The organism is Candidatus Phytoplasma mali (assembly GCF_000026205.1).
GTDB lineage: Bacteria > Bacillota_I > Bacilli_A > Acholeplasmatales > Acholeplasmataceae > Phytoplasma > Phytoplasma mali.
In genome coordinates this window covers 135,982-151,744 of sequence record NC_011047.1, presented here as the reverse complement: position 1 = coordinate 151,744, position 15,763 = coordinate 135,982, and the positions used below count along the sequence as shown (strand labels likewise).

The 15,763-nt window shown below is 20.2% G+C and carries 12 protein-coding genes; 11 read left to right on the top strand and 1 reads right to left on the bottom strand.

Features of this window, described 5'->3' with window-relative positions; translation table 11 throughout:
• Positions 1-61: 61 nt before the first annotated feature.
• The 10 genes from ATP_RS00565 to ATP_RS00520 all read left to right on the top strand — a co-directional run bounded on the left by ATP_RS00565 (position 62) and on the right by ATP_RS00520 (position 12,085).
• Positions 62-1,276, top strand: a complete 1,215-nt coding sequence (locus ATP_RS00565; protein WP_012504268.1) for an aminotransferase class V-fold PLP-dependent enzyme — start codon at positions 62-64, stop codon at positions 1,274-1,276.
• Positions 1,260-1,700, top strand: a complete 441-nt coding sequence (gene sufU / locus ATP_RS00560) for a Fe-S cluster assembly sulfur transfer protein SufU (protein WP_012504267.1) — start codon at positions 1,260-1,262, stop codon at positions 1,698-1,700. Before ATP_RS00565 ends, sufU begins: the two co-directional genes overlap by 17 nt.
• 195 nt (positions 1,701-1,895) lie before the next feature.
• Positions 1,896-3,620, top strand: a complete 1,725-nt coding sequence (locus tag ATP_RS02910) for an ABC transporter ATP-binding protein (RefSeq protein ID WP_012504266.1) — start codon at positions 1,896-1,898, stop codon at positions 3,618-3,620.
• Positions 3,621-5,393 carry an ABC transporter ATP-binding protein gene (locus ATP_RS02905; protein ID WP_012504265.1) on the top strand — a complete coding sequence of 591 codons (1,773 nt, stop codon included), beginning with the start codon at positions 3,621-3,623 and terminating at the stop codon, positions 5,391-5,393.
• A 66-nt stretch (positions 5,394-5,459) separates the two neighbouring features.
• The gene (locus ATP_RS00545; protein WP_012504264.1) at positions 5,460-6,323 is read left to right on the top strand and encodes a ketose-bisphosphate aldolase; all 864 of its coding nucleotides are present in this window, start codon (positions 5,460-5,462) and stop codon (positions 6,321-6,323) included.
• 205 nt (positions 6,324-6,528) lie between these two features.
• Positions 6,529-6,999 carry an NUDIX hydrolase gene (locus ATP_RS00540; RefSeq protein ID WP_012504263.1) on the top strand — a complete coding sequence of 157 codons (471 nt, stop codon included), beginning with the start codon at positions 6,529-6,531 and terminating at the stop codon, positions 6,997-6,999.
• Between the two features lie 66 nt (positions 7,000-7,065).
• Positions 7,066-8,577, top strand: a complete 1,512-nt coding sequence (locus ATP_RS00535) for an MATE family efflux transporter (protein WP_012504262.1) — start codon at positions 7,066-7,068, stop codon at positions 8,575-8,577.
• A gap of 54 nt (positions 8,578-8,631) precedes the next feature.
• Complete coding sequence (locus ATP_RS00530) at positions 8,632-9,438, top strand: HAD family hydrolase (RefSeq protein WP_012504261.1); 807 nt, start codon at positions 8,632-8,634, stop codon at positions 9,436-9,438.
• Between the two features lie 19 nt (positions 9,439-9,457).
• Positions 9,458-10,417 carry an ATP-dependent 6-phosphofructokinase gene (locus ATP_RS00525; protein WP_012504260.1) on the top strand — a complete coding sequence of 320 codons (960 nt, stop codon included), beginning with the start codon at positions 9,458-9,460 and terminating at the stop codon, positions 10,415-10,417.
• A gap of 186 nt (positions 10,418-10,603) precedes the next feature.
• Entirely contained in the window at positions 10,604-12,085 is a 1,482-nt protein-coding gene (locus ATP_RS00520; protein ID WP_012504259.1) for a 2-hydroxycarboxylate transporter family protein, read from the top strand.
• Positions 12,086-12,992: 907 nt separating this feature from the next.
• Here the strand turns inward: ATP_RS00520 and ATP_RS02755 are convergent.
• Entirely contained in the window at positions 12,993-14,909 is a 1,917-nt protein-coding gene (locus ATP_RS02755; protein ID WP_012504258.1) for a hypothetical protein, read from the bottom strand.
• Positions 14,910-15,089: 180 nt separating this feature from the next.
• On the opposite strand from ATP_RS02755, the gene yihA reads away from it, so the two are divergent.
• A complete protein-coding gene (gene yihA / locus ATP_RS00510) occupies positions 15,090-15,680 on the top strand; it encodes a ribosome biogenesis GTP-binding protein YihA/YsxC (protein ID WP_012504257.1) in 591 nt (196 codons plus the stop codon).
• Positions 15,681-15,763: the final 83 nt, after the last annotated feature.

The following is a 15,763-nucleotide window of genomic DNA, read 5'->3' as shown; positions in this document are numbered from 1 at the left end:
TAATTATTAATTAAATATCAATATATTAAATTTCTATAAGGAGAGGGGGATTTTTAATAAAATGATAAAAAGTGACTTTAAATACCTTTTTCCTATTTTTAACAATAATCCTAATTTGGTTTATTTTGATCACGCCTCTACTTCTCTAAAACCAAAAAAAATGATAATAGCATTAGAAAATTTTTATTGTAATAATGGCGTTAGCACTAAATCTTTTTATGATTTAAGTGAACATAATACTTTGTTAGTTGAAAAAACTAGAAAAAAAACAGCTTATTTTATTAATTCTTGTTCAGAAGAAATTATTTTTACTAAAAGCACAACTGAATCTTTAAATATGTTGGCTTTTGGATTATCTCATTTATTAAAAGAAGGAGATGAAATAATTATTTCAGAATTAGAACATAATGCTTCTTTTTTACCTTGGCTAAGAATTTCAAAACAGACTAAAGCTAAATTAGTTTTTATTCCTTTAAATGATAATAATCAAATTAATTTTTATAATTTTAAAAAAGTTTTTAATAAAAAAACTAAAATAGTTATTTTAACTCATATTTCTAATGTTTTAGGCTATAAACCCCCTATTAAAGAAATAACTAATTTAGCTCATAGCAGTAATGCTTTAGTAATTTTAGATTCAGCCCAATATGTTAGCCATTTTCGTTTAGATGTTCGTGATTTAGATGTTGATTTTGTTTGTTTTTCGGCTCATAAAATGTATGGTCCTTTTGGTTTAGGTATTTTATTTGTTAAAAATAATTTATTATATTTACTTAAACCCTTGTTACTTGGTGGTGGCATTATTGAATTATTTGATAGTAATGATTTTTCATACAAATTTAATGTTAATAAATTTGAAGCAGGAACTTATAATATTTCATCTATTATATCTTTTAAAGAAGTTTTAGAATTTATTAACGATATTGGTTTTGAGAAAATTATTGATCATGAGCGTAAAATTTATCAATATGCCATAGAACAACTAAAAAAGTTCTCGAATATTATTATTTATAATCCTGATTCATATAATATTATTACTTTTAATTTAACAAATATTAATGCTCATGATGTCGTTACTTTTTTAGCTAAAGAAAATATTTGTGTTAGGGTTGGCAAATTATGCGCTGACTTAATTTTAAAAAAAATTAAACAAACGAGCGTAATAAGAATTTCTATTGGTATACATAATAATAAAAATGATGTTGTTTTATTGATTAATGCTTTAAAAAAAATTATAAATTTTTTCAAAAGGTTTAAAAATGACGAAATTTTATGAAATATACCGTAATTTAATATTAAAATATTATCATAAAAAACAAAATAAAATTTTATTATCTGATTCTAGTTATTTTTGTTTAAAACATGAAAATCCTTTTTGCGGTGATGATTATATTTTTTTGCAAATTAAAGTTAAAAGTAATATGATTATAGATTTTAGATATGAAATTAAAGGTTGTGTTATTTGTATTTCTTCGGCTAATTTTATGTCGAATGAATTAAAAAATAAACATATATCAGAAGTAATTAAAATTTCTAATAATTTTATTAATATGTTAAAAGGTAAAAAATTTAATTTAGATAATATAAATTCTGATTTTCAACTATTTCAATTTTTGGTTAATATTAAAAGTAGAGTTAATTGTGCTATTTTATCTTGGGAAGCTTTATTAAAATTATTAAAAAATGTTGAATTTAAATAATAAATTTATTTTCATTCTATTTTATTTAATTAATTTATTATTTATAACAAATTATAAAAATAAATTTTAATAATGATAGAATTGAGTAAGTTATTAAAATAGTAAATTTAGTGATTTTAATTAATTTTTATTGTTTAATTTTATAAAATGAAATAAATAATAATGTATCAAAAGAAAGAATTAATGTTATAAAATATGAAAATTATATGGAAATATTTAAAAAAATATAAAATTTTATTATTATTTAATATTTTAGCTGCTTTATTGATATCTTTTTGTGAAATTGGCATTCCTTTTGTTATTGGTGAGTTTATTATTGATCATCAAAGTAAGGATAAAATTGGTTATGATCAACTTTTTTTAATATTTTTAATTTTAGTAGTTTTTGGTATTTTAGGTAATTTACTTATTAATTTTTGTTCTTCTTTTGTTTCATCCAAACTTTTTAATGATTTAAGTATGGATATTTTTAAAAAAGTCCAAACTTTTTCTCCTTATGAAATGCAAAAATTTGGTATTTCATCTATCATGAATCGTAATACATCAGATGTTTATCAAATAATGAGTTTTATGTCTACTTTTTATAGAGCTGCAATTGTAGCACCTATTATTGTATTATGCAGTTTTATTATGATATGTAGGATTAATTACCATTTAGTTTTTGGTATTTTATGTATTATACCTTTTTTGATTTTTATGATTATTTTTATGGTAAATAAAACTTATTATTTATCAGTTGAACAACAAAAACAATTAGATAAACTTAATTTAATAACTAGAGAAAATTTAACTGGTTTTAAAGTGGTGAGATCTTTGTGCCAAGATAAACATGAAGAAAAACGTTTTGAAGAATGTAATACTAAATATAGTATTTTTTCTATAAAATTATTTAATTTTTTGGTTTTAATTGACCCTATTTTTTATTTTTTAGTAAATTTTTCAATTATTTTAACCATTGGTTTTGGGACACATTATTTATCAACAGGTTCGGGTAATTTTACTTTAGGAAATTTATTTAAGTGTATAGAGTTTCAATTTCATGTTTTGTTTTCTATATTGAATTTTTTATTATTGTTTATGATGTTTCCAAAAACTTTAGTTTCAGTTAAACGAATTGAAGAGATTTTATCATATAAAATTATTATTAAAAATAATGATGTTAATTTAAAAATTAAAGAAAATATTAAAAAAATAGAATTCAAAGATGTTATTTTTAGTTATCCTAATTCTAATCAAAAAATATTAGATAATATTAATTTGATTTTTTATCAAAATGAAATAATTTCTTTCGTAGGTCCTACTGGTTCTGGAAAATCAACTTTAATGTATTTAATACCTCGTTTATATAATGTTACTAGTGGCACCATTAAGTTAAATGATATTGATATTTTTGATTATAATATTGATGATTTGAGAAGTAAAATTGGTTTTGTTTCACAAAAAAATTTTTTATTTAAAGGTACTATTTTAAGTAATCTTTATATGGGAAAAGAAAATGCTTCTGATGAAAATATTTTAGAAGCTATTAAGATATCTCAAGCGTATGATTTTGTTGAATCTAAAACTGAAAAAATAAATGAATTTGTTAGTGAATTTGGCAATAATTTTTCTGGTGGTCAAAAACAAAGATTAGCAATTGCTAGAGCTTTAGTTAAAAAACCCGATATTTATATTTTTGATGATTCCTTTTCTGCTTTAGATTATAAAACAGATTATGAATTAAAAAAAGCTTTTTATGAAATGAAAAAAAACTCTATTGTGATTATAGTAGCTCAAAGATTAAGTTCTATTTTAAATTCTGATAAAATTATTGTTTTAGATCAAGGTAGAATTTTAGATATAGGAAAACACGAAGAGTTGATACAAAGATGTGAATTTTATAAAGAACTTGCTCGTTCGCAGCATTTATTGGAGTTTTAAATGAATAAAATTTTTTATTATTTTAAATCTTTTAAAAAAGAATTAATTATTAGTTTTTGTTTAATATTTATTTCTGCTTTTATTGCTTCGTGTTTACCTCTATGGGAGGGTAAATTTATTATTGAAAAAGTACGTCAAATAGCATTGGGCAAAAATAGTTTTACAACGAAAGACATTATTTTTCTTCTTGTTTTAACTTTATTATTTTATATTGTTGTTGCTATTTTACGCATTTTTTATAATAAATTGTTAGTTACTTCTATTCATAAAGGAATTAAATATTTACGTCAAGATATTCAAAAAAAAATTCATTTATTGCCAGTAAGTTATTTTGAACAAAATACTTTAGGTAATATTATGAGTAGAATGACTAATGATATTGAAATTATTTCTAATAGTTTACAACAAACTTGTTCTACTTTAATTTATTCTTCTTTTTTTATTATTGCTTCATCATTTTGGATGTTTTCTATTAATTGGCGATTAGGATTAATTGTTATATTAGTTATTCCTTTATCTTTTTTTACTATTTATAAACTTTCTAAGAAATCACAAAATATTTTTATTCAAAGATTTGAAACTTTTGGTGATTATAATGGTTTTTTACAGGAAAAATATACTGGTTATAAAGAAATTATGATTTATAATCAACAATCTAAAGTAATAAAAGAATTTCAAATAAAAAATAATAATTTACAAAAATTAATTTTTAAATCTAATATACTATCTGGTTTACTAATGCCTATTATTAAATCTTTTACATATTTAATTGTAGTTTTAGTATCTGTTTTAGGAAGTTTTTTAATGAGTGACTCTAACAATCAAATTACTTTGATTTTTATGGGTTCTTATACAACTTTGAAATTAGGCATTTTTCAGGCTTTTATTAAATATGTTTGGTGTTTAGAAAGTCCAATTAGTGAGTTAACACAAATGTCTGTTTTATTTCAATCAGCCAAAGCTGCTTCTCAAAGAGTTTTTAGATTTTTACAAGAAGAAGAGGAATCTCCAGAATCAGAGCAACCTTTTATTTTAAATAATTTTAAAAATAAAGTTGTATTTGATAATGTTTCTTTTAGTTATGGAACTAAAATAATTTTACAAAACATTAATTTTGAAGTTAAATGCGGTCAAATGATTGCTATTGTTGGTCCTACTGGTTCAGGTAAATCAACTTTGATTAATTTATTAATGCGTTTTTATGATTTAGAAAAAGGTTCTATTACTATTGATGGCATTAATATTAATAATTTTAAAAAAGATAATTTAAGAAAAATTTTTGGCATGGTTTTACAAGATACATGGCTTTTTAATGGAACAATTTTTGAAAATATTAAATATGGAAATAATCAAGCTACAGATGAAGAGGTGTTTTCGGCCGCTAAAAAAGCTAACATTAATTTATTTATTGATTCTAAAACAAATGGATATTATACAATGATTAACGAAGAGTCTGATAATTTATCTCAAGGCGAAAAGCAAATGATTACTATTGCAAGAACTATTTTAAGAAATCCTAGTATTTTAATTTTAGATGAAGCTACTTCTACTATTGATACTAGAACAGAATTATTATTACAACAAGCTATAAAAAAATTACTTAATGATAGAACTTCTTTTGTTATTGCTCATCGTTTATCTACTATTATAAATGCTGATAAAATTTTATTTTTGAGAGATGGTAAAATTGAAGAGATTGGTAATCATCAAGAACTATTATCGAAAAAGGGTTTTTATTATCAACTTTATCAAAGTCAATTCAAACAAATTTAATGATTTTTTATTTTTTTATTAATTTAAAAATAATTTTAAAATTTATTTATTTTTTGAGGAGAAAAAATGTTAACCGCTAATAAAAAATTTTTATTAAATGCATATCAAAAAGGTTATGGTATTGCTCAAATTAATATTAATAATTTAGAATGGGCTAAAATTGTTTTAACAACAGCAAATGAATTAAAATCTCCTATTATTTTAGGTGTTTCTGAAAAAGCTGCCGATTACATGGGAGGATTTAAAACAGTTTTTAATATGGTTAAATCTTTAGATGAATTTTATAAAATATCTGTTCCTGTTTTGTTACATTTAGATCACGGCAGTTTTGAAGGAGTAAAACAAGCTTTAGAAGCTGATTTTAACTCTATTATGTTTAGTGCTTCTGGTTATTCTTTTGAACAAAATTTAACTAAAACTAAAGAAATTATAAATTTATGTCGTCAAAAAAATGTTTTGTTAGAAGCAGAAATTGGTGGTATTGGTAAGGAAGAAGATGACTTTAATTTTCAAGGTGATTTTTCTGATCCTAAACAATGTCATTTAATGTCTTTATTAGATATTGATATGTTGGCGGTTAGCATAGGCAACATGCATGGAGAATATTCTTCAAATTGGAATGGTCTAAATTTTAAAGTGTTAGAAAAAATAAATAAAATCACTAATAAAAAACCTTTAGTTTTACATGGAGGTACTGGTATTCCTGATGAAATGATTAAAAAGTCTATTTCTTTAGGAATTGCAAAAATTAATGTTAATACTGCTTGCCAGTTGGCTTTCGCTAAAGCCACAAGAGAACATATTTTTTATAATAAAGATTTTAATGATAGAGGATTTGAATTGAGCAAATTATTTAAACCAGGATTTTTAGCTATTAAAAATATTATTAAAAAAAAAATAAGGTTATTTGGTTCTGTTAATAAAATTTAATATTTTCAATAATATTATTTTTTATATATAAAATTTTTTAGTATAATTAATATAATTTGAATATTTTTAAAAAAATAAATAATTTTTTAATTTTAATATTTAATAAAATATTTATTATATATTATTTTATTTTAAAATTTAATTTTTTTTTAATATTTAAATTCAAATTTTAAAAAATTTAGAAAGGTTTCAGGAAATTATTAATATGTGTTGTTATATTAAAAAAATACGTAAAAAAATTGGTAAAGATCCTTTATTTAGCCCTGGAGCCTCTATTATTGTTTATGAAAAAAATAAATATTTACTTCAATTGAGAAAAGATTTTAATATTTGGGGTCTTCATGGTGGATCTATGGAATTAGGTGAAACAGGCCAAGAAGTAGCTATTAGAGAATTAAAAGAAGAAACTGGTTTAGATACTTTAAAAATTCATATTTTTAAAACATATTCCGGGAAGGAATTTAAAATTATTTATCCTAATGGTGATATTGTTTATCCCATAGTAATGGCTTTTATAGTTACTAAAACACAAGGTCAAATTACAAAATTAAATAAAGAAGTTCTTGAATTAAAATGGTTTCATGAAAAAGATTTACCAATAGAAAATATGATGACAATTGATAAAATATTTTTAAAAGATTTTTTAAAAGATAAAAATAAGATTTTAAATAATTAATCTTTTTATCGAAATATAAATTTTTATTTTTAATATTTATTAAGAGAGGATTTTTTAATTAATTTAATGACAGATATAACATTAGTAGAAAAAAATAAAAGAAAAATGATTTTAGAAGGTAATTTATTGAAGATTATTTTAATTTTAGCAATACCAATTGCTTTAACTAATATAGTTTTTAATTTATTACCATCTCAAATAGATACACTTACTGCAATTTCTAAACAAAAAACAAATAAAATTACAGATATTTTACCTATTTTAACTTCTATTAAACAAATTTTTTTTTATTTTGGAGTTTGTTTAGCTATAGCTTCTACTGTTGTAATAGGTCGTGAATATGGCAAAGGTAATTATTCAAAAGTATATATTTTGATAAAAAATACTTTAAAAATGGTTATCTTTGCTTCTTGTTTTTTGGCTTTTTTAGGTATTTTTTTTAAATCAATCATTTTATCGTATATTACTCATAACGAAACATTAGGCAGTGATATGAAAGAAATTTCAGGTTATTATTATTGTTTAATGTTTTCAGGAATTTTGATGTCTATTAATAGTGTTTTTTTAGGTTTATTAAGGATAAAAGGTAATATTAGAATAATTTACTTTTCTAATTTTTTATTTTTAATTTTTAAAATTGGTTTTAATTATTTATTTATTTTTTTAAAAGACACAGATCTAGCGATGTTTCATTTAGGTTTATCTACTATTTTTGCGATGACAATATCTAATTTGTTGCTTTTGTTTAAATTAATGATATTATTTAAAATAGATAAAAATAATAAAAAGTTAATTGATTTAGAAACAAAAGATAGCGTTAGAGAACAACTTTCTTATTTAAAAAAAATTTTTAAAATATTTTATCCTATTTTTTTAAGTAAATTTATTTATGAATTAGGTAAATTAATTATTCTTTTAATAATTGGCCGTCCTGATTTTTATGCACCAGGTTCTTTAACTACTATTTCAGTAGCTGATTTTATAGCTGGTTTTGGTTTACAATTTGGTTTTTCTTTAGAGGAAAGTTCTATATTGATTATTTCAGCCAATTTAGGAAATAAAAATATTTTGCGTTCTTTAAAATGTATTTACCTTTCTATTATAATAAATTTTGTTTTTGGTTTAATTTATACTTTTTTTGCTTTTTTTTATGGCGTTTCATTATTAAGTTTTTTTAATAATTTTATATTTAGCAATCATTCTTCACGCAATTATATGCAAAATGCAGCACAACTTAATTTTTTTGTTTTATTTTCTTGTATTTCGGGTTTTTTTACTGTTGTTGTTCAAGGTATTTTGTTAAAAAGTTTTGTAGCTTTTAAAAAACCTAATTTAGATATGTATTTTAATTTTTGTAGAATTTTAATTCGAATTCCTTTGATATTGTTATTTAGAAGAACTGACATTAGTAATTGTTTATTGGTTGTACCGCCACTTGGTTGGAATAGTTCTGAAAATGGTTGGAAAGGTTATGGCTTTATTAATTTTTTTTCTAACTTAATTTTATTATTTTTTATTATATATTTATTTTTTAAATTTGTGAAAAAATTAAAGAAAACAGATATAAATAATAATTAATAAATCATTTATAATATTTAAGTTTATAAAAATAAAATTAGAAGATGATGATATATGATAAAAATAAAAACAAAAAGAATATTTTTTTTTGATATTGATAATACACTTTTTAGTACTAAATATAAGAAAATTTGGCCTCAAACTATTAGGACTATTGAAGTTTTGTCTCAAGATCCTAATGTTATTTTAAGTATTGCTACAGGTAGAAATAAAAAAAGATTAAATGTTTTAGGTAAATTATTGCCTTTTTTTCAACATTTAGTTTTATTAAATGGAAGTGTAGTTATTATTAATGATAAGATTATTGATAAAAATTTTTTTTCCAAAGAAGAGGTTTTATATTTTACAAAACAAGCAAATTCTTCAGGTTTACATACAGGAATGGTGGGTTTGTATCAAGAAGCTGTTCTTTATAAAAAAGATTTATTATTTATTACAGAAAAATTAAAAAATTTCTTTAGTACGAAAATGAATATTTTAGACGATAAATTTTATCTTTCAAATAATGTTTATCAGATGTGGATTGTAGATGAAAATATTAATAAAATTAATAATTTTATTAATAATTATAAACAATTTCAATTTTTTTATTGGAATGATGGTGGTGTTGATGTAGTTTTAAAAGGTATTAATAAATTTTACGGAATTAAAAAAATTAAAAAAATATATCCAGAACACCAGTTGATTTGTGTTGGTGATGGTTATAATGATATTGATATGATTAAATATGCTGATATTGGTATTGCTATGGGTAATACTAAATATAATCAAATTAAAGAAAATGCTAATATCATTGCTCCACATATTGATGAAGATAAAATTTATGATTTTTTTAAAATGAATAATTTAATTAAGATTTAGAAAAGGATAATAAAATAATATGAATATAGCTGTTTTAACGTCAGGCGGAGATTCACCAGGAATGAACGCAGCTATTAGAAGTATCGTTAAAGTTGGCATACAAAATAATATATCAATTTACGGAATTAAATATGGTTATTTAGGTTTATATCAAAATCAAATGGATTTGTTAAAATTAGAAGATGTAGAAAATATTATTAGAATGGGTGGTACTTTTTTAGGGACTTCACGTTTTATTGAATTTATAGAAAATACAAATATTATTCAAAAATCAGTTCAAAATTTAAAAAATAAAGATATTTCAGTTTTAATTATTATCGGCGGTAATGGTTCTTATAAAGGTGCTTTAAAATTAATTGATTTTGGTGTTAAATGTATTGGAATACCAGGAACTATTGATAATGATATTTCAGGTACTGAATTTACTATTGGTTTTCATACAGCTTTAAATACTATTGTTGAATCTATTGATAAAATTAAAGATACTTCTAAATCACATAAAAGATGTACCTTAGTAGAAGTTATGGGTAGACAAAAAGGTGATTTAGCTCTTTATAGTTCTATTTGTAACGAAAATAATTTAGTTATTATTCCTGAATATAATAATAGTAAACTAAATGTTTTAAAAAAAATGCAATCTTTTCGAAATCAAGAACAAAGTCATGCAATTGTAATATTAACAGAACGTCAATTTGATATTAATGTTTTAGCAAAAGAAATTGAATTAGTTAGTGGTTTTGAAACTAAAATAACTATTTTAGGTCATACTCAAAAAGGCGGAATTCCTCTACCTCAAGATCGTATTTTAGGAACTTTAATGGGTTTTTATTCCATCGAAATGATTAGAAAAAATTTTTTTAATATTGCTTTAGGAATTAGAAATAATAAGATTATTTCTTATCCTTTTACAGAAGTTTTGGAAAGTAAAAAAGATGATATATTTCAATCATTATGGGAAATTAATAACCAATTAATTTAAAATTTTACTTTTAATTGAAATTTTTTATAATATTTTGATAATATATAATTGTATAAAATAATTATTTTAATATATTTTTTTATTTTTATAATCATTATAATATCAAAACATAATTTAATTATTATTATATATAATAATTTTAATAATTATTGATAAATTCAATAAAAGGAGTTTTATTTTATCACAATGAATGATAAAAAAAATTTACAAAAACTTTCCAAATATAAATCAAATATTTTAGGATTTAATTTACCTGTTTTAATCATTATTATGTTAATTTTAGTTTTTCAAATTTATTTTGGTTTTAATAAAAATAATCAAAATTCAAACATTGATTCATGGCATTCATTAATGACATCTTTATTGGTTGCAATGACTTTTGCTGGAATTTTACAATTTATAGGCAGTAAGATACCTTTTTTAAAAGACATTGGAGGAGGTTCTATTTTATGTATTTTAATTCCTTCTATTCTTGTTTCTTTACAAATTGTTAATTCTTTTATTAATACAAATCAAGGAAGTATTCATGAATTTAGAGAAATTATTATTACGAATTTTAAAAATTTTAATAGTGACAAAGGATTTGGATTTTCTTCTTTTTTTGTAACGTCTTTAATTGTTTATAGTTTTTTAAGCATGGATAATAATTTATTAAAAAGTGCTTTTAAAAAATTTTTCCCTTTAGTTATTATTTCTTTAATTTCGGGAGCTTTGATAACTAGTTTATTTGGTTATTGTTTAGGATTGATGGGTTATCAACCCATTATAGGAATTCATGGTGTAGCAACAAGTAGTTATAGTAATTTTACTGATACGCTTTATTATATTTTTGTTCCTTTATCGAGTGGTGGTATGACTGCAGGGATTATGCCTTTGAGAGAATCTTATAGTTCTGTAATTGGTTGTGATGCTGATAAGGTTTTTGGACATATTGTTCCAGCTTTATTGGTAGGCGGTATTTTTAGTATTTTTGCAGCTGGTATTATTAAAAAAATCTTTATTAATACTAAATATAATGGTAATGGTAATTTAGAAATTAATAATGAGGCATCTTTACAAAATGAAAAAATTCCAAAAAAACAAATATTATCAAAACAAATTGATTATAATAGCATTACTACTGGTTTTATAGTTATTTTTTCTTTTCATTCTCTAACTGTTTTGCTACGAACAATATTTAAATCTATTATAGATATAAAATATCATAAATTTTTACCAGAATCTATTGTTTTTTTAGTTTTAGTTGTTATTATTATTAAATTACTTAATTTAATTAATGAACATTTTATGGAATGTATTAAGCAAGCTTCTAAATTAGTTACTACTCTTTTCACCTCTGCTTTGTTAGTTATTTTAGGTTTTACATTAAACATCCAAACGGCTTTAGATGCATTAACTTTTCCTTTCTTTTTAACATGTTTGGTTTCTGTAATAACAGTATCTTTAACTGCTGGAGTAATAGGTCATTTTTTAAATTTTTATGCTGTAGAATCTTCTATAACAGCCGGACTTTGTCTTAATAGTATTGGTGGTGCTGGCAATATTAATATTTTATCTGCTGCTAATTTAATGGAATTAATTTCATTTGCTCAGATTTCAACTCGTATAGGTGGTGCTTTGATAGTTGCTTTTGCTAGTATAACTTATCCTATTTTTTATGGGTTATAAATATTAATTTTTTTATTTATTATTAATTATTTTGTTATGTATATAATTTTATAAATGAGTAAGAAATTTTTTTCTGCATAAATAAGTATTTCATAAAAGAATACTTAATTTATTTTTGAAATAGAATCCTTTAAATTATCCTTTTTTTGACTTAGTTTCTAAAAAAGAGATTCTGTTGCCATTTAGATATGTATATAAAAACTTTTAAATTTTAATTTCAAGAAATTTATATTTTAATCATGAAAATCCTAATTTAGATTTTATCTTTAAGAAATTAGGTTAAAAAAAATAAAAAATGATGTTTAAAGTTACTAATAATTTTAACACTCATAAAGGTGTTTAATTTTCGTTTTTTAAATTATTTATTATATTTCATTATATAGTTTTTTTATAAAATATCTTTTAAACTTTGGAGTTTTTTAATTAAAAAAAATCACTAAACCTTTTATTAATGATTTTCAAAAATTAAATTTTTATTCCAAAATTGAACAAATATTTAAAAAATTAAAAATTTTAGGCGTTAGAGGAGAAGCTTTATCTTGTTATTCAGTAATTTTTAATAAATGTTTACCATTTTTAAAATATTATTAAAAAAATATCCTAAATTAGTACGAGAAAATAAATGTTTATTATTATTAATTTTTTATTTAACAGAAATTAATTATACTACTTGAATATTTTAAATAGGATATTATAAAAAAGCAAAATAATGGTTTAATATTGTATTTTTAAAAGACTGGAAAACTTTTTATAAAAAAAATAAAGTTTCTCCTTGAGTTGTTGCTAATTTATTTTTTGTGACTTTATTTTTATCACATTTTTATAAAAATTATAAATAAAATTATTATCATTTTTTAATTTAAAATATAAAATTTAATTTAATGCGTTTTATTTTTATATATTATTTTTAATTTTGTTTCCAAAAAATATACATTTTTTCAGCTTCATAGCCCATATTTTTTAGGTCTTCTAAAGTATAAGTATCATCTTTCCCATCTCTATTTCCTTTATCAAAAACAACAGCTAATAAATTAATTGGTGGATCTTTAATAAAAAAATATAATGAATTTTCTCCTTCTTGATTCGTATAACAAGGAGCAGTTAAGCTATAGTTGCTTAATCTATTTTTAGTTATTTGATTTTTTATTAAATCTTTTTTATTGATTAAAAAAATATCAATTATTGCCATATTTTTTTTATTATTATAATTATTGGATAATGATTTATTATAATTTGTTTCTTTTGGAATTAATGTATTATTAGATTCATTTTCGCATTCATTATTTTTAAAATATTTATTAATAAACTTAAATTCTTGATTATGAGGTTTTAATAAAGGTTTTTCTAAAGATAAAAAAACGTTGGATTGAAATTTAATATCAGACATTTGGTTATAAACAGTATTATTAATTTTAATTTCTGAATTTTGGTTTATTTTTTTTATTTTAAAAATTTTAATTTTTTCTTGTGATATTTTTTGATCATAAATATCTTTATTTTTAAATATAGTAATAATGATTGATTTATTATCTTGTATGATATTGTGATAAACATTTTCTGTTTGTGTTAAAATATTTAAAAATTCAGTAAAATTATATTGTATATTTGGTTTTATATTAGCTTCTATTTTCCAATAACATATATATTGATTATATTTTTCCAAAGCTTCTTGATATTCAACAATTGCTGTTTTATCATCATATTCTTTTATTAAATTTTGGATAATAAAAAATTCTTTATTTTTTTGTAAATTTGATGTTTGTAATTGGGTTTTTATTTTTTTTGTTTTTAAATTATTGTTGTCGTTAGATAAAAATTTATTATCATATTTTAATAAAAATATTTCTGCTTGATTTTTTTTATTTTTTTGTATTAAAACATTAATTTCTTTTTGTTTTTGATTAATATCGTTAGTACTTTGGATTATCATATTCATTAAAAAATTTATTTTTGATTGCAAGTTAAAATTTTCTTGTTCTTTTTGTTGTAAGCAATCTAATAAAGATATTTCTTTTATATTAAAATTTAAAATTTTATCATTTGATATATTTAAATTTTTATAAATTTTTATTAAAGGTAAAAAAAAGTTATTATAATTAATTTTATTATGCCAAAAAAGAAAAAAAATTGTTTCTGTTTCTTTTTTATGTTGTAAGAATAATTCATAAAAATTATATTCATTATTAATTCCTTCACGTTCTTGTTCATCATAAAAATAAAAAGCTTGTAAACCAACAGGATTTTGTTTTAATTTAAATTTACAATTTTCATAAATATTTTTGTTATAACCTTCAAAAAAACAATTATTTTTAAAATTTTCCCATTTAATATCCATTCCAAATTTACCTAAATTATTTAGTAATTCAATTACAGCTTTAGAATTTGTTTGACCTTCTAAATGAAAATTATAAATATAAATTATCTTATTGGTATTTTTTTCATCATAAAAAATATCTTTTTGAATGAAATTATTTTTACAATGTTTTTTTAAAATATCGTTTTCAATTTTTTTTTGTTGACAAATTTGTTTTTGAATTTTTAAAAAATTAAAAACATTATTATTAATTTTATTTTTAATATTTTTTTTAAAATCAATATTAATAATTTCTTTTAAATCATTTTTATTTTTTTGAGCGTATGAATCGTGATAAATATTTTTTGTGTCGTTTACTTCTTTTTTAGTGAATAATTTTTCGAATATTGTTATTTTATTATATTTTTTCAAGATAATTATAGAAATCATTTGAAAAATTATTATAAATATAATTGCAATTATTGATAAAGATAAAAAATATTTTTTTATTTTATGTTTTTTAAAAAACAATTACTAGTTTCTCCTTTTATATAATTTATTTCCAGTAATAATTTTATTTATATTTTGCATATTTTATTATTGTAATAATTAAAACCATAATATTTTAACATTTTTTTTATTATTTTTAAAAAACATTTATTTTATTTTTTAGTATATTGATTTTATTATTTTAAGAATAAGGTTGATTAAATGATAAAACAAGCAATTTTTATTAAAAGTATTGCACAAATTAAAGACACTTTTTCTTTAATTAAACATCCAGAAATAATTTTAATTGGTAAAAGTAATGTTGGCAAAAGTTCTTTTATTAATAATTTAACTGGTCAAAAAAAATTAGCTAGAGTTTCTAAAAATCCCGGAAAAACTATAACCTTAAATTATTATTTATTAAATAATTTTTTTTATTTAATAGATACCCCAGGTTATGGTTATGCTAGAATAAGTAAACAAATTAAAAAAAATTTTTTAATAATTATTTTTGATTTATTAAAAAATAATTTAAATTATCGAAAAATTTTATATTTAATTGACTTTAAAGTAGGCCCAAACGCAAATGATATTAATATTTGTGGTTTTTTAATAAAAAATGGTTTTGAAATCGTTTTAGTTTTTACTAAAAAAGATAAAATTAATAAAACAAAAATTCAACAACAATTAATAAAAATTCAAAATAATTTTAATAATTTTAATATTTCTTGTGATAATTTTTTTTTGATTTCTAATAAAAATAAAGAAGGAATAGTCGAAATAACAAATTTTATTTTAAAAAATGTTAAATAACTTTAATTTTTTTTAAAATCAATAAATTTGATAGAATTAATATAATATATTTATTATTTTTTTTAATTTTTTTAATAAAATAA

What these genes read in the sequence shown, in the direction of transcription:
- ATP_RS00545 (WP_012504264.1), top strand. Translation starts at nt 5,460, where the DNA reads ATGTTAACCGCTAATAAAAAATTTTTATTAAATGCATATCAAAAAGGT.
- ATP_RS00565 (WP_012504268.1), top strand. Translation starts at nt 62, where the DNA reads ATGATAAAAAGTGACTTTAAATACCTTTTTCCTATTTTTAACAATAAT.
- yihA (WP_012504257.1), top strand. Translation starts at nt 15,090, where the DNA reads ATGATAAAACAAGCAATTTTTATTAAAAGTATTGCACAAATTAAAGAC.
- ATP_RS00535 (WP_012504262.1), top strand. Translation starts at nt 7,066, where the DNA reads ATGACAGATATAACATTAGTAGAAAAAAATAAAAGAAAAATGATTTTA.
- ATP_RS02910 (WP_012504266.1), top strand. Translation starts at nt 1,896, where the DNA reads ATGAAAATTATATGGAAATATTTAAAAAAATATAAAATTTTATTATTA.
- ATP_RS00530 (WP_012504261.1), top strand. Translation starts at nt 8,632, where the DNA reads ATGATAAAAATAAAAACAAAAAGAATATTTTTTTTTGATATTGATAAT.
- sufU (WP_012504267.1), top strand. Translation starts at nt 1,260, where the DNA reads ATGACGAAATTTTATGAAATATACCGTAATTTAATATTAAAATATTAT.
- ATP_RS00540 (WP_012504263.1), top strand. Translation starts at nt 6,529, where the DNA reads ATGTGTTGTTATATTAAAAAAATACGTAAAAAAATTGGTAAAGATCCT.
- ATP_RS02905 (WP_012504265.1), top strand. Translation starts at nt 3,621, where the DNA reads ATGAATAAAATTTTTTATTATTTTAAATCTTTTAAAAAAGAATTAATT.
- ATP_RS00520 (WP_012504259.1), top strand. Translation starts at nt 10,604, where the DNA reads ATGAATGATAAAAAAAATTTACAAAAACTTTCCAAATATAAATCAAAT.
- ATP_RS00525 (WP_012504260.1), top strand. Translation starts at nt 9,458, where the DNA reads ATGAATATAGCTGTTTTAACGTCAGGCGGAGATTCACCAGGAATGAAC.